This is a genomic window from Nitrobacter sp. MLSD-S21, from assembly GCF_058809865.1.
This window is the reverse complement of the sequence record NZ_JBXASZ010000011.1, coordinates 34,814-51,914: the sequence shown is the minus strand read 5'-3', so window position 1 is coordinate 51,914 and position 17,101 is coordinate 34,814. Positions and strand designations below refer to the sequence as shown.

Here is a 17,101-nt window from a genome sequence, read left to right as displayed (position 1 = left end):
GATGCAAAATTCCGTTGAGGACCCTTATCCAGAAATAGCGAAACGTCTTTTATCGGAAATGACGTCGGACGTGGACAGCTTTTACAGACGGGTCTCATTGAGTCATGCGGACAGCAGAAAATCTGTTCGTGCTCCTGTTCTCGCAAAGATCGCGGTGGATGACTTCGTGGATGTGTATTTACGTCTTCATCCTAGCGCACATCGCGTGGCGATGGCGACGCTCAAAGGTCGCTATGAATATGGCCGACTTGACCAAAGCCTCAAGGACGACAAGGCTTGGCTCGCCTCCGTACGTGACGCGCGCGTGAAACGCTTGTTAAACCTCCGCCCCATCTCGCGGCAGCGTGTCGAGAGGCACCTCGAATGGTACTTGAAAGCCATTCAACCCAAGACGCCATAGGGAAGAAACGATCTATTCTCCACCGAGGCAAGGCAATGTGGTGCAGCATTTCCGCCGCAGCGAGCGTCTGCGTAACCGTGAGAACTCCGCATTCGCTTCATGCGACTTCGGAGGGACGCTCTGACGCACTTTCGTCAATTTGAAGTTGTCCAGCTAGCAATGCCATTAAAGGCTACGGAAGGTTTGCGTCGCGAACCCTAAAATTGCATGGCGCGTCTCAACATACGTTCTCCGAATGTACCGAGCGTTGCCTTTATAGCGGCGACTGCCCGGCGCGAATTGCCATTACGCCTAGTAAGTGTGATGAGACATGCCAGCTGGACGTGTCGGACAAAGTACTCGAGAAGGAAGCGATGCTCTAGGAGTTCCCCATCCCGATTGTGCTGCTCCACCGATCGCTCGACATAGCGATGCATTATCTCCAGGAGACGGGGCAGGCCTGATCTACCACGAGTGGAAGGCGGGCAGGGCCCATCCTGTCTGGCTGGCGAACACGGCGATCGGCGCCCTTGAGCATGCGAGGAAAGCGCACCGGCATCGCATCCTGCACGAGCCCATCACGGCGTCTGGCACCTGAACTTTGCGTCCGCTTGCGCGTTGTTGGAATAGCGCAAGCAAGGAGAGTTTCATGTCGAATCCGAATGACAAGGTAGACCAAAGCTCGAAGGCCCCGCTGAAGTCCGACATGAAGGCGGGCGTGCAGCCCAACCAGCAGCCCGGCGTGAAGATTCCTACCAAGGATGACAAGCACCCCGAAGGCACGCAGGATCAGGGCAAGAACTGAGCTTGGAGCTCGAAGAAGCCGCTGGCTCCGCAAGGGGCTGGCGGCTTGTTTTGTCATAGCGGCTCCACCGATCTCGATTGCGCGGGTTCGCCTTGTCATATATGGGGACGACTGTTATCTGCCGTATCCGACTGTCGTCCTCGTACGCGATGCCGCTGAGCGCGTCGCAGTTCAGCTTGTGGAAATTGTCCCAGTCGGCTCTGCGCCTGGTGCCCAAGTAGAGCGTGACGTGCATGCGCACCTCGCCCTGAGCGGCTTCCCTTCCACTGCGCCCGCGCCTCCCGCTGGTAGCGTTCCTTGAGCGCCGCCCCCTGATCTCATGTAGCGGCGCGGAAAGCCGCCGTAGCACGCGAGGCCGTAGATGTGCTGCGTCGATTTCGGCTTCGCTGATAGCGCGAGCGTCACGATAGCACGCTAGCTGACTGCAGCGATCGGCACGACGGAGACGAGCTTCTTCTCGCTGTCGTACACGGTGACGCTCCACCCCCTGCGGGCCAGCTCGGGCATCCGCCCAAGCATCTCGCGCGCGATGTCGTTCCCGAAGCCCACGGCTTCGTCCTGCGAGTCCCACGCGACCTCGATGAGGTCCGATTCGTAACGGGAAAGGTCCGTTATGCTGTAGCGGAAGGTCGTCATCGTCATCGTCGCAGTGAACGCGGATACCTCTCTGCCGTTCCGTGCGGCAATCGGACAGAACGACGCACACGCAGCGCTAGAACGTGGCCCGGCTCACTAACGAAAAAGAGGGCCGGCTTGCCTCAGGTCTTCTTCGTTGCGTTTCTGCTGTCACATATGCGGTAGGAGCAGCATATCCCGCTCCATGGCGCGCCGTAGCGTGCGCGGGGTCGAGCTCGGATGACGTGTCATCCATTCGCAGGATGAGGTCTTCAAGCCGCTTGACGTACGCGCAGTATATACGGGCCATCAGTAGTCAGCATCGCTTCCCATGAGTGAGCACCCTGGCCGTCTTCGCGCGGCTTGCCGGGTCATCGCTGCCGGGCTGCATGTCGGGAGCGTAGTAGTCGTGCTTGGCGAAGTAGGTTGAAAACGAACGACAGCGAAGACGATACGCCGTACGAACCCTTTGACGGGCATACGCTTACTATCAGTCCCTACGGGACGCTCTCGATGGCGGATGAGAACGATCGCGCGCTCTCAGTCGCGGCGGCCGGATACGCCGGCTTCGAGTTCAAGCGGCTGGAAGGGGTGAATCCCGGCGCCCGGCTGCAGGTCCCGCTGGAGCGGAAGCAGTTGCCCTTCCCTTGGGGAAGGCTGCGCGGATCTATGTTGCCGCTGTGATCGATCTGTTCTCGCGTCGCGTGGTGGGCTGGTCGATGAGCGCGGGAATGACTGCCCAGCTCGTCACCGATGCGCTGGTGATGGCGATCTGGCGGCGCGGCAAGCTCGATGCCCTGCTGCATCATTCCGACCGCGGCAGCCAGTACACCAGCGAGCAGTTCCAGCGGCTGATGGCCGATCACGGCGTCGTCTGCTCGATGAGCCGTTCAGGCAACGTCTGGGACAATGCGGCGATGGAGAGCTTCTTCCCCTCGCTCAAGACCGAACGCACCGCGCGGAAGATCTATCGAACGAGAGATGAGGCAAGAGCTGACGTCTTCGATTATATTGAGCGCTTCTACAATCTGAAGCGCAGGCACTCGACAATCGGATATCTAAGCCCGATGGAGTTCGAACAGAGAGCCGGATTCGTCTAAGTCGGTGTCAACTGAACCGGGTGCAGGCCAGATCGATGTCCTAATGACCGCTGTCTATCTGCCGTTGGAGAGCTTAAATACGTTGCTCTGCTTCGGCTTGGCATCAGACTTATCATTCATCCTCATCCAGATAGGCTTGAGAAACTGTGTGGATACGCGGTGCGCGCGGTTCGTCATCGTCATCGATGGGGCGCGTAACCACCGCGGCGCGCGTAACCGGCTCGGCAGTGGTTACGCTGGTTACGCTCTGCGGCTGCTGATGAATCGCGCTCGGCTCGATGTCGGTCTGCTCGATAACCTTCGGCTCTGGAAGGCGCGGGCGAATGGCGTTTCCGGAAATTTGCTCGGCGAGTAATCGGAGCGGATTGTCGATCGCCTCGTTGTGCTCGATGTTCTGCTTGTGCTTCCAACGATCGGGGGCGCGGTTCGTCAGCCAGAACTCGGCTGCGCGTGGATCTGGCGGAACGTGCTTGAGGTACGGCGCATAGACTGGCTTGCTGGCGCCGGGTGGCAAGAAGATCTTGACGCTATCATGCGTGTAACCAACGGCACGCTCGAACATGCTGCGCTCGACACGCTCGGTCGCTGCTTCAAGACCTAGGTGGCACAACTCGATAAATTCGGGATGGCTGATCTTCCAAAGCCATATCGTGCTGATCGCAACATCAAAAGCGGCGGCGAGCTCGGCAATCGTCGCGCCCTTGGCGCAGAGGGCTTTTGCAGCTTTGGGGTGAATGTCGGGATTGTAGCGCGGCGGGCGGCCGGGGTTGTCCGCTCGCCGGTCGCGCTTGGCATTTTCTAGAGTGGGCCGCTTCTTCGCCATGCCATTGTGCCTAACTAGTTCGCGGGTGGATCACAAGATACCTCCACTACGAATGGTTACATGTTGACGAATTGAAGGGGCTGGGTTTGCGCGTAACCTATACGGTCTCTCCTCGGTCTCAAGATCAACTAATCGCTTTGCAGGGAGTAGATTTCGAGCCAGAGGAAAAGGATAGCGTCCGCGTCCTGCTCAAATCGAGGACTCGCCAAGATTCGCATGTCGTTCAAGTACCTCGACCTGACATTGGGAACGCTCAGCTCTTTTGCGATAGCCTTGGGCGCGGCCGAGATCTCGACGCGGTGACCCCGATAGTGGTTCGATGCGCTATGCAGAGATCAATAACGACGAGGTCCTGGGTATAGTTATAAACCTAAGAATCTACAGAGTTTTGCACATTGCTCCGACAAATCACGCCGCTGGGACGCAGCCGAGCTAAGTTTTCGCGGATGGCGGAGCGGCGCCGATCACGAGGTCTTCGGCCTGATCTGTCTTTCGCCGCTGATGCCGCGTACCAAGTTGGAAAGACGCTGGCGCATGTCAGCGCAGTGCTCCTCGCTGAACTCGATCAGCGGTACCGCCTCAAGCAGCTTCTCGAGCTGCATCTTGAGCGCCTTAATCGCGACCATTTCTTCTTCTGCCAAGCGTCGCAGCGTTGGCGCCGTCGGCCGCCAGTTGAAATCATGTGCCTTGCCGTCGAGCTTGATAGACTTGCCGCGGTTCCATTTCCGCAGCGCCTCGCGCACCGTCCAGGCCGGCAAATCATCGAGGGCGTCGAGGTAATCTCCCGTGAGTGCGTCGGCCGCATCGCTGTCGAGCTTTGCGCCGCCACCTTTCATCAGCAAATTCGCAATCATAGCCCCGTGCGCCTGATCGTTCGTCAGGTACCGATCGCGATATATCATCGACTGAGCAACGCTCAGGCTGCAGTCCAGATGGTCAATGTATTCTCGAATGGCCTGCTTCTCCGAGGAACTCAGAATGAGGTCCTTGGGGAGCACCGGCATTTCCCGATGCGTGCCGCTGCTATCCTCCTGCACAGCGCTCCCGAGCGCGGCGCTCCGCCGCTGCAGCCACTCCGGCAAGGATGGCAGATGAGCCGGATCGGTTCGCGGCGGAGTTGGGGAAAAGGGAAGTATTACGTTCATGGTGTGGGCCTTTCAGAGCGTTTGTGATCCAGGGAATAGGGTTGTGGACGCGGTGATCGCGTGCACGCTGAATGGCGCCGAGCACGGCTTGCTCGTTGTCCTTCATCAATTTCAGCCATGATCCGATTATCGAGCGGGCGTGACTCTCGCGCACACCAAGGCTGATAAGGATCGGAACTCCCTCGCCCCAAAGTTCGTGGCGCGAATCCGTGTAGATGGGCGCTCTGTCGCCCGTACCGTTAGGTACGGTACTAACTTCCTTGTTTTCCTTGTTTTCTATTTTGCGTCGATCCTGCGTCGCTGTCGCGTCGCCTTCCGCGCCGTAAGCTGCGTCGGAAGGAAGGGATACCTTTTGATATTTCCTGTAATTGCAGATCGTTACAACAGTAATCCCTGCGTCGGTTGCTGCGTCGATCATGGCGTCGGTTTTGAGACGATTTAGAAACCGCCGCACCCGTGACTCACTCCAACCCCATTTGCCAGCCATAAACCGCGTGGACGCGGCGAGTTGGCCTGGCTTGAGTTCGACAGCCACTGAGCCCACGCGGCGGCGATGCGGCTTGAATGCGGCTTCGCCGATCAGCCAGATCCAAGCCTCGCGTTCCGTAAGCGGCTCATTCGCAAAGCTGGGATGGTCCCAGATACCGCGATCAACCGCAAAGACACCGCGCTCGCTCACTGCACGGTCTTCCCATGGAGACGCGGCGAGATGATTGTTCTCCGTGGGACCTTCGCTACATTCAGATCTTTTCGGTTTTGCCTGCTCATCAGACGACCTTCCTGATCTCGGATGAGTTCGTGACCGTGCCTACCGACGTCAAAACCGACCTTTCGTCCTGACAGCTGGATTCTTTCGGTGTGCTCGCCGCGTAGTCGGAAGTCGAGCGGACCGGTTTACCGACACGGGCTTGGGCCCAGGCATCCAAGTCGTCTGCGGTGTAGACGGGATAGCGACCAAACTTCGAATAGATCGGGCCGCCGCCAATCACCGCGTACTTGGCCAGGGTTTTCTCCGAACACGGCAAACCCTGCTGGCGCAGGTGTTGGGCCGCCTCAGCTCGGCGAAGGTAACGTTGAGACATTGATAGAGGCTCCTCAGTAGGCCCGCGGATTATCCGGGGCTCGCGGAGCCATTGTTTTGGGTGCTGATCGAACCACTAAAAAGAAGCTATTAAATTCCGGCCTTTTTTAAATTAATGGCTTTTCTGTACTCAGTTCCGATCTTGGTCCGAATGCTAGCGGCCTTAACCGGCTTCTCGTTAGGGTGCGTGGTGCGAAACCACGTTTCTAGGTACTCTGCCTCGGCTTTGAGCGTGTCTTTGATTTCAAGTCGCTCCACCCTCCGTCTGAGCTCGTTTTCGCAATAAAAGATCGATGGTGGTCTTCCAGGGGCGCCGGTTCTGGATGCGCTCGATACTGTGAACGGCCATAACCTGCGCACATCGGATTTTCGAGCCATCAACCGTGACCACCCTTGGCCCTCGCGATCGACCAATGCATCGCTAAACCCATTTCGCCAATCGTCCTCGTCATCGTAAGCGAAGGAGCGAAGAACCAGTTCGTCGTCGGCGAAATTCCACTCGAAATCCTCTATCGGGTACGGGTATTGGATGGCGCAACCGATGAATAACTCCGGCTTCAGTTCAAGCTTTTCATCGGCCGCACCAATTCTGCTGCCCACCACGGAAACTTCGCCGGAGCAGATCGCATCCAGCAATTCGCGATAGACGCGCGGCCAGAGTCCTTCGTCTTTTGAATTGGGCTCGCACGTTCCACCGCATACGGCAACCCAATGTGCTGCGGAAAACAACGGTATAAAGCCCTGGCCTTCGGGGGTGATCAGAGGCGGGAGGTCCTCGGCTTTCCACTCCGGAGGCACCTTCTCCTTAAATGGCTTGTATTGCTTCCGTCGGTCGGGTGCGTCAAATTCCTTCATGCACTCAATCCCTCGAGAGCGTGATCTACGCCCGCCTATATTCGATGACTTGCCCGGATACGTCTTGGTCGCCGTTAAGGGCTCGCGAAATTCGATCGGCCACGCGGTCTGCTGCCGCCACAAGCGCCGCATCTGGCCGACGGATGTAGTGGCGCGCGGTGACGCCGCGGCGTGCGTGACCGAGCAGATCGCCGATGCTGGAGTCGCTGTAGCCCTCATCGGCCGCGACGCTCGCGAATGTACGCCGGAGATCGTGAGAGCGCGCATCGTGGATGCCCGAAGCCTCAAAGACCGCCGCAATCGATTTTTTCAAATCAGCACTGCCAGTCCCTGTGCGATTCGGAAATACCCATTCCTCGGACGACCGCGGTATGGACTGCAGCAGTTCGAGCGCCGCACGTCCAAGGGGGCGGACTGAGCGACCAGTTTTGCTGCCTTCGAGCCGCACGCACGATCCTGCCCGGTCAATTTCCCGCCACCGAAGGCCGCAGGCTTCCTCTCGGCGCATTCCGGTTAATGCAATCAGGTGGATTGCAGCGGCTGCGTTCGGGCTCGCCGTTGCCTCATCTAGGGACTTCTAGCGCCGCAAGCTCAGTGACACTGAGTGTCCGCTCCTTGGCGACGCAACGCGCCGTTTCGATGCCGTGGGCGGGATTGGGGCCGGGCACCAGATTTCGTTTTTCCGCCCAGGCGTAGATGCCGCCGAGTAAGCCGACGGTGCGCGTTGCTGCGACAGCACCCCCCGTCACCACGGCTTTGCCGCGCGGCTTACCTTTGAACACACCGCCGGTTCGACCTTCGGAAACCGCGTCGGCCATGCGCTGAACGTCGGCTTGCGTTACATCTCGCGCGCGGAGGTTGCCGAGAAGCGGCTTTAAGTGACGAGCAATCCGTCCCTCATCAATCTTGAGTGTTGCTCTGCCTTTTGGCTGGCCAAACCGGGTCATCACGAGGTTGGCGCTGGCCGCCTTGAGATATTTGTCGCACATCTCCCCTACGGTGATGGCGTTCCGCAGCTCGATCTTCTCTCGCTGGGGGTCGCGACCTTCCGAAGCCACGCGGATAATTTCCTGAGCCCGCTGGCGCGCCAGATCGACCGTGTAAGGACCATAGACGCCGATCTTCACACGGCGTGTCGCTCGGCCGACGCGCACCTGACATACGAACACGCGCTTGCCAGATGGATAGACGCGCACGCCAAAGCCCGGCGTGCTGCTGCACCAAATAAAGAACTCGGAGTGGGCGGGCTCGGCCGCGTCAACGACGCGCTTGGTCAGGTTCGGCATGTGAGGTTTCAGCAAAAACTGGAAGCAAATCGGAAGCAGAAGAGGGAAATTACGATCGACGTATGGTAATCCCAGGCGATCCGAAGGTCCAGCAATATGCTGTTTTTCAACGCGAAAAGTAGATCTTGGAAATCTGGCACAATCCCCAGAAACTCCGCTCTCCTACCTTGACATGGTAGGGGTCACAGGTTCGATCCCTGTCGCGCCCACCACCCAGTCTGTTATTTTTCGCATTTCCAGAGACCGTCTCAAAAGCCCCGCTAATGGCGGGCTTTTCCGCATTTCGATCTGGGGGGCGCGGTCTCTGTGACCCGTCCGGGGTGGTTTTGGGGTCCTGTCTCTGCGGCGCAATTTCCCGTTCCTGGGAATTGGGCAGAGGGATAAGGCGGGGTCACCGATTGGCAGAACCGGCTGCGGCTGTGGGTGCTAATCCGAGCCGACGCATCTGCTGAGACCATTCCGCCGGCGCATCGCGGAGGGTAGCGACACCGATCCCGCGCGGGAAACGTCCTTCAACGGCCGCTGTCACAAGCGCCGGCGCAAGGAAGGCGAGCGAGATCGTCATAGTGATCTGTCGCGTGCTGCAATGTTGGCGGGCGGCGAGGCTTTCGATTGTCTCGCGGCCGTCGACGATTTCCTGAAGCCAACGCCGGCCGCGGCCGATCGATCGGATGAGAGCCGATCGGCGTTCGGCCTTCATGGGCCGGGCGCGATGCTCGGGTGTATTCACCGGCAACAGGATCTCGCGGGCGGGCCTCGATGGCTTCTTCCAGGGCACGACGACGGTGCGCGAGGTGAGGGCGCGGTGTTCAGCCGGATCCGGATCGTGGTGGTTATGGGTCCGCTGATTATCGTTTTCGCCAGACCTTATATGAATGGCCAACTGGTTCTTGCGAACCTCAATCCGGGTGACGAACCGCTCAAGGGTTTCTCGAGACAACGTTTCGTTCGAAAGTGGATCATCTATGTCCGTGTTGGCAATGACGGACTTGGAAATCGTGGCTTCTAGCTCTGACGCAGGCACGCGGGTGACAGCGCCAACCGGTTCATCCGTGCGACCCCGAATGCAGGGCGCAGAGACGTAATAGCGATGTCGAACGCGGTCCCGACTCGAATAGGTCAAGATCATGCGATGATTGGCGTCATCAAACAGCAGCCCTGCAAGAAGGGCCCGGGTTCGGATACGTGTCGTCGTGCGATGTGACCACTGTTCGGTCAGCCTTTGCTGAACGGCGTCAAACAGTGTGCGGTCGAGCAAGGCCGGCTGAGGTCCAGGCAGAATCTCGCCCTTAAACCTGACCTCGCCGAGATAGAAGTGGTTCCGCAGCATGTAGAACAACGGTCCCTGCGTGAACGGAACACCCCCTCGCGTTCCGCCTGACGCTAGCTTCCGGACCTTGGACCGAAAGCCACGCTCCTTTAGGTCCTTGACGAGGCGGTTGACGCTGCCGAGTTCCAGATAGCGCTGAAAGATCGTCCGAACGATATTGGCTTCTTCCTCCTGAAGGTGAAGCTGACCATCCTTGAGGATGTAGCCCAGAGGAACCATGCCGCCGACCCATAGTCCCTTGCGTTTTGAAGCTGCGATCTTGTCGCGGATCCGCTCCGAAGTGACCTCCCGCTCAAATTGCGCAAAAGACAACAGGACGTTCAGCGTCAGGCGCCCCATTGATGTGGTGGTGTTGAATTGCTGGGTCACCGAAACAAACGAGACGCCATGGGCATCGAACAGTTCGACCAGCTTGGCGAAGTCAGCCAGAGAGCGGGTCAGCCGGTCTACCTTATAGACGACGATAATATGAATCCGATGGGCCACGACATCCGCCAGCAATCGCTGCAGGGCAGGCCGATCGGTCGATCCCCCCGAAAAGCCGCCATCATCATATCGTCCCTTGACCAGCGTCCAACCGGCATGCGCCTGACTTCGGATGTAGGCTTGGGATGCGTCATACTGCGCATCCAGCGAGTTGAACTCCTGATCGAGGCCGGAGTCGGTGGATACCCTCGTATAGATCGCGCACCGGACGACCCGGTTGTCGGCCGGCTTCATGTTCGCACTCCCTTGCCATTTCCGCCACGCAAACCAAAAAAGCGGGGTCCATTCCAGTTTGTGCCGGTGATGGCAAATGCAATCCTGGACAGGCTGTCAAAGGTCTTCCCCTCGAACGCGAAGCCGCCTTCGACGACCATCACCCGATGAAGCTGCCCGTTCCACTCCCGGGTTAGGAAAGTGCCGGGCACCATGGCTTGCTTGCGCTGATCCTGGGCCGCTACGAGCGGCAAGATTTCGCCCAAAGATTCTACGGTAGCCGCACGCTTCAGAAGTTGAACCGTCCCTGCATCGAGATCCCCAAGCGCATCGGCCTGGATGCGATAGGCGAGGATGCCGAACAGCAAATGCTTGGGTAGGTGTTCGGGGGCGGGGCGCCCCACAACGCTCTGCCAGCGGCACTTTAGGCCGATCAGATCGCGACTGCGCAGATGCGCAATCTCCTCGTCCATTGACAACCTTGTAAGCCGTCGACTGACGGGTTTGCGTGATCCTGACCTTCCTGCGATTGGCATCAGGCCGCAGCCTTGCCAGGTTTCGAATCGGTCGCGGCGGCGTTGCCAGTGACTTTGTAGATCCGACCGGCTTCAGACGCTTCCGAAATCAACGTCAGCTTGAGCTTCTTTCGTATGACGCCAGCGAAGAAGCCGCGCACCGAATGCTGTTGCCAATCCGTGGTCTTCATGATGTCGTCGATCGTTGTACCCTTAGGCTTCATCAGCATCTCGATCACCCGGGCTTGCTTGCTGCCGGCGCGATGCTTCACTGGCGGATTCAAGTATTGAGCTGGTGCGGACCTGACCTTCTTGACGGCCGCAGCTTTGGCGGTCTTATCCGACGAAGGGCGCGCCGGCTTTGCTCGGCTGGGTGCTACCGCTAATCGAGATGCGGTTTTGCGGGGCTGTGCTTTCGCCATGTAACCTCTCCAGTTGCGGCAGCATCATCGCTGCCACCACCGGAAGCCCCGTCACGGCGAACACGCCGGCGGGGCAGGCCATTAAGTGCCGAAGCAGGCACTCAACGCGCCGACAGTAACGCTCCAATCGCCCAGCAATGCCAGTCGTTTCTGAGCAATCTTACTGCTCTTTTGAACTCGTCCGTGTGGTCGACAGCACCGTAGGTTCGAATCCTACTATCTCCGCGACATCGCTGAAATATAATGTAATTTTGTGGTTTTAAAGCTTTGACCCCCGGCTACCTCACCGTCGGCAGTCGATTTAGCACTTGCACGCACCAGGTCGCCAACTCGGTACAGGATGGACCGCCAAGGAAAGCAGCATTGCCATCATCAAATGGGCGCAGTATCTGAAAAAAAACACAGCGCAGCGTGTTTGTACTTTTGCGGGTTAAGGGAAAATCGTTGGAGCAATCCCAGCGCTAAATTTAGCCGGTCTGCTTTTGCAAGACGGTATTTGCAAACTATGTCGAAGTTCGAAAAGGCGTTTCAGATGAACCGCAAGAGTGCGGTAATACGCGCACCATCTTGGCAATGGGGACCGCTGCGCGCGCCCCCATTGCATCCCCTCCGGCTTGTGACGCGGCTTAACGGCTTCGAGCCGAAGTCGCGTCATAGACCGTTTCGCCGGCAATCACTCGCAGGCGAACTTCGATCTTCCTGTAAGTCCCCCATGGTCAGGAGCCTTGCCCCTGAACCCGCGCGGGAGATTTTCGCTCTCCCTGCGCCCATCGTCCGGTTATGTTTTACTCGACCATATTGCTGCCGGAGGAACATTGGCTCGTATCCGCATCATCAGCATTGAGAATTATCGCTGCATTCAGCAGCTCACCTGGTATCCCGGGCAAGGTCTCAATTGCCTCATCGGCCCCGGCGACTCCGGCAAATCATCGATCCTTGATGCGATCGATCTCTGCCTTGGCGCGCGCCGTAGTACCAATCTGACGGATGCCGATTTCCACGGGCTCGATGTCGAGCGGCCCATCTCGATCTCAATCACGCTTGGAGAACTCGACGATGGCCTAAAGAGCTTAGAAACCTACGCTCCCTATCTGCGCAGTTTCAATTCCGCCAACGGGGCGGTCGCTGACGAGCCGCAAGCAGGTTACGAAACCGTCCTGACCGTCAATGTCACCGTTGCTGGTGATCTTGACCCGGTCTGGAGTCTCGTCTCTGGCCGCGAGGATTTGCGTGAGCAAAGGCGTTTCCTCACCTGGTCAGATCGAGCCCGGATTTCACCAAATCGGATTGGCGCACTTGCTGACCATAATCTCGCATGGCGGCGAGGTTCGGTCTTGAACAAGCTTTCCGAAGAGCGGGTAGAAACTTCCGCCGCACTCGCCAAGGCCGCACGTGATGCACGGCTTGCTTTCGGGGACGCTGCGGAAGCCCAGCTTGGCACCACCCTACAAATCGTCACGCAAACCGCGAACGAGCTGGGTATCGCCACTGGTGGTCCTCTCAAGGCGATGCTTGACGCGCATTCCGTTTCATTTAGCGGCGGCACGATTGCCTTGCACGGCCAAGACGGCGTTCCGCTGCGAGCCCTTGGAGTCGGTTCGACGCGTCTGCTTCTATCGGGATTGCAGCGCAAAGCGGCTGCTAACGCCTCGGTCATCTTGATCGATGAACTCGAACATGGCCTTGAGCCGCACCGCATTCTACGGCTTCTTGGCTCGCTCGGAGCAAAGGAAGCGCAGCCGCCATTGCAAGGCTTCATCACGACGCACTCGCCCGTTGCGATCCGGGAGCTATCTGGTAACCAGCTTGTCGTGGTCAGAAAAGCTGGTGGCGTGCACACAGCAACAGTGGTTGGCGCGCAAAATGACGTCCAGGGGACGATCCGCAGCTTCCCTGAGGCTTTCATTGCGCCTTCCGTTTTGGTCTGCGAAGGCGCAACCGAGGTCGGTCTTTTACGTGGGCTCGACCAATATTTGACGTCCATTGGCCAAACATCTCTCCACGCGAGCGGGGTGAGCCTGGTGGACGCCAACGGTGTTACCAGACTTTACAACAGAGCTGATCCATTTCGCGGTCTTCGCTATCGCGTGGCAGTTCTTCGCGACGACGATGAACAGCCTGATGCGAACACAGAAGCGAATTTTCAGGCAGATGGCGGCACTTTGTTCAAGTGGCGAACGGGACGCGCATTGGAAGACGAATTGTTCCAATGTCTTCCGGATCAGGCAGTCCTCGCGCTTTTGGCAAAGGCCGAAATGTTTGTCGGCCCCGAGCTTATCGACAGCCAAATCAGGACTTTGAGCAACGGAACTCTCAATCTAGCATCATGCAAGATCGCCGTGACACCGCAATCGCGCACCGTGCTGGCTCAAGCTTCGAAAGTGAAAAACAATTCTTGGTTCAAGAACGTCTCTCGGGCTGAAGAGATCGGTCGCGATGTAGTCGCGTTGCATCTCAACAACAGCGATGCGGGTTTTCTCGCAATCATCAACGGCATTTGGGGATGGTTGCACGGTGCCAGTTGAGATCGACTTGTTGGCGATTGATCGCGGCGTTGTTACTGCGCCAGCCGGTTGCGGTAAGACGCATCTCATTGCAGATGCACTCATTCGACATACCGGCTCAAAACCAATCCTCGTACTCACTCACACCAATGCCGGGGTGGCTGCGCTAAGAACGAGGCTAGACCGCGAAAATGTCCCAGCGTCACGTTATCGCCTCTACACCATTGATGGTTGGGCCATTCGGCTCGTCAAAACGTTCCCAAAGAGTTCGGGCATCGATCCGATTGCGCTATTGCTACATGATCGCAAGCGCGATTATCCGCTTATTCGAGAAGCCGCGTGGCGGTTGTTGCACGGTCGTCATATAGACGACGTGCTTCGCGCAACTTACGACCGACTTATTGTCGACGAATACCAAGATTGCTCGCAGCGACAGCACGGCATTGTCTGTAACGCAGCGACCGCGCTACGAACGGTGCTGTTGGGCGACCCTATGCAAGCTATTTTCGGTTTCGGAGATCCGCTACCGGATTGGAGTGCAGAGGTCTGTCAGCATTTCCCTGTCGTCGGTCAGCTCAGCACGCCACATAGATGGATACGCGTCGCCGAAGAAGCATTCGGTCGGTGGCTTCTCGGCGTTCGTCCCGTCTTAGAAGCAGGCGGCAGCATTGAGCTAAGCGGGCCAATACCTGCAAATGTCAGATGGGTTCCCCTTGCTGGCGATACGAGCGATCACGCTACACGCCTCGCTGCTGGCAGGTGTAGTGCTCCGGGCGATGAAAAGGTTCTCATCATTGCCGACTTTTACAAACCAGCGGCGCAACAGAGATACGCATCTCAAATTCCTGGAGCTGTCACTGTCGAGAATGTCGATCTCACCGATCTGACGGCGTTTGCGAACCGGTTTGACGTTAGATCGGCGAACGCCACTCAACAGATTGTTTGGTTTGCAGACACTGTCATGGTGAATGTCGGCGCTAATGACATGATGTCCAGGCTAGCTACGCTGCGTGCAGGACGCGAGCGCCGCGCTGCATCCAATGCCGAAGCGGCGGCTCTGCGGTTCGAGACCGAAAGGACATATGCTGCGGCAGGCGCGGTATTGGCCGCTATCAATGAAGAAGGCGGCGTTCGTTCCCATCGCCCGGCGATCCTCCGTGGCGCATATAATCTCCTCAAGATTTGCGATCAAACAGGCGTTTCGCCCATCGAAGCAGCCGTTACGGTACGAGAGCAGTCCCGTCTCGTCGGCAGACCGCTCGCAAAACGCACAGTCGGAAGTACGCTTCTGCTAAAAGGTTTGGAGGCCGAAACGTGCGTCATTCTTGAGACTGAAAGCCTAACCGCCAATCACCTGTACGTGGCGATGACGCGTGGAGCCCGACAGTTAATTATCTGCAATCACGGCAATATTCTTTCACCGGCTCGCTAATCGAGCCTCTGCCATCCCTTTAGATGCGCAGCAACTTGGGCAATACAGCGCCACTTAGTGGGAAAGCCGGAATCTTCGCATAAGAGCCGCGTGGTGCTCCGGATAGATCGAAACCTCCTCCTTGGTGCCGAACGGGTCGCGCGTTCCCTGGACGATCAGAGTCGGCGTCTTCACGTCCACGAGGTGTTTGGTGCGCAACTGCTCAGGCTTTGCTGGCGGGTGAAATGGATAACTAAGGCAGAGCAGACCGCGGATCCTACCGGAGGCGAAAAGCTCGTCGGCGACCATGCTTGCCGCGCGGCCGCCCATTGATTTGCCGCCAATGATGAGCGGTCCCTTGGGGCGGAGCGCATCGACGGCAGTGATATATTCGGGATTGAGCTTTTCCGCGCGCGAAGGCAGCTTTCGAACTCCTGTTCGTCGGCCAACCATATAGGCGAATTCGAAACGAGCAACGCGAAAGCCGGACCCCGCCAGGGCTTTCGCTGTCGCTGTGAGGGATGGCGATTCTATTGGGGCGCCGGCGCAATGCACTAGGAGAATGGTCCGTTCAGCCCGCGCCGGGCCGTCAAAGAGAAACGTCAACTCACTCAAGCGCCGGCTCTGTGCGATGCCCTAGCGGCTTTTCGTTAGAAGCCGAAACTATGGGAAATGCATTCAAGAGCGGGACTTTTTGAAGGTCGAACTCCTGCTGGTTCAACAATCCCATTTTCAGAAACGAGGCAAGTTTCTCAAGTTGCTCCGTCGCCGGCGTCCAGGCTGTTCTCCTCATCGATTGTAGCGAGACGACCCTTGGTGTTTTCGACACCGCCCAAGATCGAAAACTGAATTTGCCCGGCCAGAACGAGGACTGCCTCGTCATACGCCGTACAATGGTGCTCGGACTGCTAAGTCATGAATTGGGAGGCGAGAAGCGAATCTCCTATTCGTCGATATCGGCTGTCCAGTTTAAGCGCGCAGAGAAGGCCGAGGTGGTCGACGGGCCACGCTCTTGGCTTCAGGGCCACGCATACCGACTAACCGCCTCGTAGCCCCGACGTAACCTAGACCGCGAAGCTCTTCGAACATGCGCGCCTCATGCCGCCCGCTGCAACTCAGTCCCCACGACCCCCGACGCGGGCCGCACGATTGCGTTCGGATTGATGCTCAAGTCGAGCTCAAGCACGCCAGGAACCATGATGACGGCTTGCGGCCGACGTCCGCTCTCGAACATCGCGAACTTGATGGCGTGAGCGCGATCAACAAACAGACCGCCGCGACTACCACACTGATTGCGGACGATCCAACGGCCGCTGCTATTCTGGCCAACCAACAGAAGAGTGTGCGAGAGGTTGCTCGTACTCGGAGGTTCTTGGTTGTTCATGGTGCATGTCTTTCCAACAGGGAGCCAGAGACTTAGGTGTCTCGGAGGCGGCACGTTTCCAATCATCCTCGCAGAACGGGATGAGGTTGTTTGTGCGGCGATAGGCATTGTATTTTTCGATAGAACTTGCGTTCGTGCGCTTGTCGACGTCTGCGCGCTCCGATCCCTCGGCGTACCAGATGGGGAGGTGTTTTCGGACTGACCTCATGATGGCCGCAACTTGCCTGGACATCGGACTCAAACCATCGATCCGAAGTTCATCAGCTGGACTTGCCGGTCATTGAGATCCGGTGGTCACCACATCCAGATTTTGAATGCAGTGATCGCGCCGATAACGACAGCGACGCCGGTCAGCATGACCAGAGCCTTGCCAACACGCTTGATCACAGCGGGGGCACCGTGCGGCTCCACAGTCAGCGACTTCTCAGAAATCGGCTGTGCTGCGGCGTTTGCTCCCGTCCGACGGGGCATGCTTGCGAGATGAACTGTAAGCGACATGGGGCGCCTCCTTGAGTAAAACGTTGATCCGCACAGTGTCGTCGGACACTCGGCAAGGTGCACATCTCGACATAGGAAATCGAGGCGGGAGGCCAGGTAATTTCATAAGCGCAAAATAAAGAAGCCATGTCACTGACGCGGCATGGCGATGACTAAGATGCCAATCGCGCCAGGCCCGCAGCTAGAGCATTTTCCGACCGGAATGAATCGGTTGGGATTCCCAAAACGGCGCGAGTCAGATTCAAGCTG

The 17,101-nt window shown here is 58.0% G+C and carries 21 protein-coding genes and 1 pseudogene; 6 read left to right on the top strand and 16 right to left on the bottom strand.

The genetic code is table 11. The features are described from left to right. The first annotated feature begins 1 nt into the window (after position 1). Both AC1RT6_RS20220 and AC1RT6_RS20215 read left to right on the top strand, forming a co-directional pair. Positions 2-400: a hypothetical protein gene (locus tag AC1RT6_RS20220; protein ID WP_472790879.1), complete on the top strand. Its 399-nt coding sequence runs from the start codon at positions 2-4 to the stop codon at positions 398-400. Positions 401-1,028: 628 nt separating this feature from the next. After that, a complete protein-coding gene (locus AC1RT6_RS20215; protein WP_472790878.1) occupies positions 1,029-1,184 on the top strand; it encodes a hypothetical protein in 156 nt (51 codons plus the stop codon). On the opposite strand, the gene AC1RT6_RS20210 is transcribed toward AC1RT6_RS20215, so the two are convergent. The 3 genes from AC1RT6_RS20210 to AC1RT6_RS20200 all read right to left on the bottom strand — a co-directional run bounded on the left by AC1RT6_RS20210 (position 1,132) and on the right by AC1RT6_RS20200 (position 2,190). Continuing rightward, the gene (locus tag AC1RT6_RS20210; RefSeq protein ID WP_493029626.1) at positions 1,132-1,533 is read right to left on the bottom strand and encodes a RusA family crossover junction endodeoxyribonuclease; all 402 of its coding nucleotides are present in this window, start codon (positions 1,531-1,533) and stop codon (positions 1,132-1,134) included. The genes AC1RT6_RS20215 and AC1RT6_RS20210 overlap by 53 nt on opposite strands. A 65-nt stretch (positions 1,534-1,598) precedes the next feature. Then, positions 1,599-1,826 carry a hypothetical protein gene (locus AC1RT6_RS20205; protein ID WP_472790876.1) on the bottom strand — a complete coding sequence of 76 codons (228 nt, stop codon included), beginning with the start codon at positions 1,824-1,826 and terminating at the stop codon, positions 1,599-1,601. Positions 1,827-2,115: 289 nt separating this feature from the next. Continuing rightward, positions 2,116-2,190 carry a hypothetical protein gene (locus tag AC1RT6_RS20200; protein WP_472791550.1) on the bottom strand — a complete coding sequence of 25 codons (75 nt, stop codon included), beginning with the start codon at positions 2,188-2,190 and terminating at the stop codon, positions 2,116-2,118. Positions 2,191-2,225: 35 nt separating this feature from the next. Between AC1RT6_RS20200 and AC1RT6_RS20195 the strand changes: the two genes are divergently transcribed. Both AC1RT6_RS20195 and AC1RT6_RS20190 read left to right on the top strand, forming a co-directional pair. Then, positions 2,226-2,483: a hypothetical protein gene (locus AC1RT6_RS20195; RefSeq protein ID WP_472790875.1), complete on the top strand. Its 258-nt coding sequence runs from the start codon at positions 2,226-2,228 to the stop codon at positions 2,481-2,483. After that, positions 2,465-2,899, top strand: a pseudogene (locus AC1RT6_RS20190) (IS3 family transposase); the annotation flags it as partial. The gene AC1RT6_RS20195 and the pseudogene AC1RT6_RS20190, both read left to right, overlap by 19 nt. 112 nt (positions 2,900-3,011) lie before the next feature. On the opposite strand, the gene AC1RT6_RS20185 reads toward AC1RT6_RS20190, so the two are convergent. From AC1RT6_RS20185 to AC1RT6_RS20140, 10 genes are all read right to left on the bottom strand, one after another. Beyond that, positions 3,012-3,722 (bottom strand): hypothetical protein, encoded by a 711-nt coding sequence (locus AC1RT6_RS20185; RefSeq protein WP_472790874.1) that lies wholly within the window; start codon positions 3,720-3,722, stop codon positions 3,012-3,014. Positions 3,723-4,186: 464 nt separating this feature from the next. Beyond that, on the bottom strand, positions 4,187-4,720 hold the full coding sequence (locus tag AC1RT6_RS20180) for a hypothetical protein (RefSeq protein WP_472790873.1): 534 nt from the start codon (positions 4,718-4,720) through the stop codon (positions 4,187-4,189). 25 nt (positions 4,721-4,745) lie between these two features. Next, positions 4,746-5,285, bottom strand: a complete 540-nt coding sequence (locus tag AC1RT6_RS20175; RefSeq protein ID WP_472790872.1) for a hypothetical protein — start codon at positions 5,283-5,285, stop codon at positions 4,746-4,748. 349 nt (positions 5,286-5,634) lie between these two features. Next, complete coding sequence (locus AC1RT6_RS20170) at positions 5,635-5,949, bottom strand: hypothetical protein (protein ID WP_472790871.1); 315 nt, start codon at positions 5,947-5,949, stop codon at positions 5,635-5,637. A gap of 89 nt (positions 5,950-6,038) precedes the next feature. Further along, positions 6,039-6,803: a hypothetical protein gene (locus tag AC1RT6_RS20165; RefSeq protein WP_472790870.1), complete on the bottom strand. Its 765-nt coding sequence runs from the start codon at positions 6,801-6,803 to the stop codon at positions 6,039-6,041. 25 nt (positions 6,804-6,828) lie between these two features. Continuing rightward, positions 6,829-7,311, bottom strand: a complete 483-nt coding sequence (locus tag AC1RT6_RS20160) for a tyrosine-type recombinase/integrase (RefSeq protein WP_493029625.1) — start codon at positions 7,309-7,311, stop codon at positions 6,829-6,831. Positions 7,312-7,366: 55 nt separating this feature from the next. After that, a complete protein-coding gene (locus AC1RT6_RS20155) occupies positions 7,367-8,089 on the bottom strand; it encodes an Arm DNA-binding domain-containing protein (protein ID WP_472790868.1) in 723 nt (240 codons plus the stop codon). A gap of 391 nt (positions 8,090-8,480) precedes the next feature. Continuing rightward, complete coding sequence (locus AC1RT6_RS20150; RefSeq protein ID WP_493029624.1) at positions 8,481-10,139, bottom strand: recombinase family protein; 1,659 nt, start codon at positions 10,137-10,139, stop codon at positions 8,481-8,483. Beyond that, positions 10,136-10,591 (bottom strand): DUF2924 domain-containing protein, encoded by a 456-nt coding sequence (locus AC1RT6_RS20145; protein ID WP_472790866.1) that lies wholly within the window; start codon positions 10,589-10,591, stop codon positions 10,136-10,138. The genes AC1RT6_RS20150 and AC1RT6_RS20145 overlap by 4 nt, the downstream gene beginning before the upstream one ends. Positions 10,592-10,653: 62 nt before the next feature. Further along, entirely contained in the window at positions 10,654-11,055 is a 402-nt protein-coding gene (locus AC1RT6_RS20140) for a DUF3489 domain-containing protein (protein ID WP_472790865.1), read from the bottom strand. Between the two features lie 815 nt (positions 11,056-11,870). On the opposite strand from AC1RT6_RS20140, the gene AC1RT6_RS20135 reads away from it, so the two are divergent. Next, a complete protein-coding gene (locus tag AC1RT6_RS20135; RefSeq protein WP_472790864.1) occupies positions 11,871-13,580 on the top strand; it encodes an ATP-dependent nuclease in 1,710 nt (569 codons plus the stop codon). Then, entirely contained in the window at positions 13,570-14,991 is a 1,422-nt protein-coding gene (locus AC1RT6_RS20130) for a UvrD-helicase domain-containing protein (protein ID WP_493029623.1), read from the top strand. The genes AC1RT6_RS20135 and AC1RT6_RS20130 overlap by 11 nt, the downstream gene beginning before the upstream one ends. 54 nt (positions 14,992-15,045) lie before the next feature. On the opposite strand, the gene AC1RT6_RS20125 is transcribed toward AC1RT6_RS20130, so the two are convergent. The 3 genes from AC1RT6_RS20125 to AC1RT6_RS20115 form a co-directional block, all read right to left on the bottom strand. Then, on the bottom strand, positions 15,046-15,585 hold the full coding sequence (locus AC1RT6_RS20125) for an alpha/beta hydrolase family protein (protein WP_472790862.1): 540 nt from the start codon (positions 15,583-15,585) through the stop codon (positions 15,046-15,048). Between the two features lie 481 nt (positions 15,586-16,066). Then, the gene (locus tag AC1RT6_RS20120) at positions 16,067-16,354 is read right to left on the bottom strand and encodes a hypothetical protein (protein WP_472790861.1); all 288 of its coding nucleotides are present in this window, start codon (positions 16,352-16,354) and stop codon (positions 16,067-16,069) included. Positions 16,355-16,648: 294 nt separating this feature from the next. Further along, positions 16,649-16,852, bottom strand: a complete 204-nt coding sequence (locus AC1RT6_RS20115; RefSeq protein ID WP_472790860.1) for a hypothetical protein — start codon at positions 16,850-16,852, stop codon at positions 16,649-16,651. Positions 16,853-17,101 lie beyond the last annotated feature (249 nt).

Bases quoted from the DNA above. Each gene is read 5' to 3' on its own strand.
- AC1RT6_RS20220 (WP_472790879.1), top strand. From the start codon at position 2: ATGCAAAATTCCGTTGAGGACCCTTATCCAGAAATAGCGAAACGTCTT.
- AC1RT6_RS20215 (WP_472790878.1), top strand. From the start codon at position 1,029: ATGTCGAATCCGAATGACAAGGTAGACCAAAGCTCGAAGGCCCCGCTG.
- AC1RT6_RS20205 (WP_472790876.1), bottom strand. From the start codon at position 1,826: ATGACGATGACGACCTTCCGCTACAGCATAACGGACCTTTCCCGTTAC.
- AC1RT6_RS20185 (WP_472790874.1), bottom strand. From the start codon at position 3,722: ATGGCGAAGAAGCGGCCCACTCTAGAAAATGCCAAGCGCGACCGGCGA.
- AC1RT6_RS20175 (WP_472790872.1), bottom strand. From the start codon at position 5,285: ATGATCGACGCAGCAACCGACGCAGGGATTACTGTTGTAACGATCTGC.
- AC1RT6_RS20170 (WP_472790871.1), bottom strand. From the start codon at position 5,949: ATGTCTCAACGTTACCTTCGCCGAGCTGAGGCGGCCCAACACCTGCGC.
- AC1RT6_RS20165 (WP_472790870.1), bottom strand. From the start codon at position 6,803: ATGAAGGAATTTGACGCACCCGACCGACGGAAGCAATACAAGCCATTT.
- AC1RT6_RS20160 (WP_493029625.1), bottom strand. From the start codon at position 7,311: ATGCGCCGAGAGGAAGCCTGCGGCCTTCGGTGGCGGGAAATTGACCGG.
- AC1RT6_RS20155 (WP_472790868.1), bottom strand. From the start codon at position 8,089: ATGCCGAACCTGACCAAGCGCGTCGTTGACGCGGCCGAGCCCGCCCAC.
- AC1RT6_RS20150 (WP_493029624.1), bottom strand. From the start codon at position 10,139: ATGAAGCCGGCCGACAACCGGGTCGTCCGGTGCGCGATCTATACGAGG.
- AC1RT6_RS20145 (WP_472790866.1), bottom strand. From the start codon at position 10,591: ATGGACGAGGAGATTGCGCATCTGCGCAGTCGCGATCTGATCGGCCTA.
- AC1RT6_RS20140 (WP_472790865.1), bottom strand. From the start codon at position 11,055: ATGGCGAAAGCACAGCCCCGCAAAACCGCATCTCGATTAGCGGTAGCA.
- AC1RT6_RS20120 (WP_472790861.1), bottom strand. From the start codon at position 16,354: ATGAACAACCAAGAACCTCCGAGTACGAGCAACCTCTCGCACACTCTT.
- AC1RT6_RS20115 (WP_472790860.1), bottom strand. From the start codon at position 16,852: ATGTCGCTTACAGTTCATCTCGCAAGCATGCCCCGTCGGACGGGAGCA.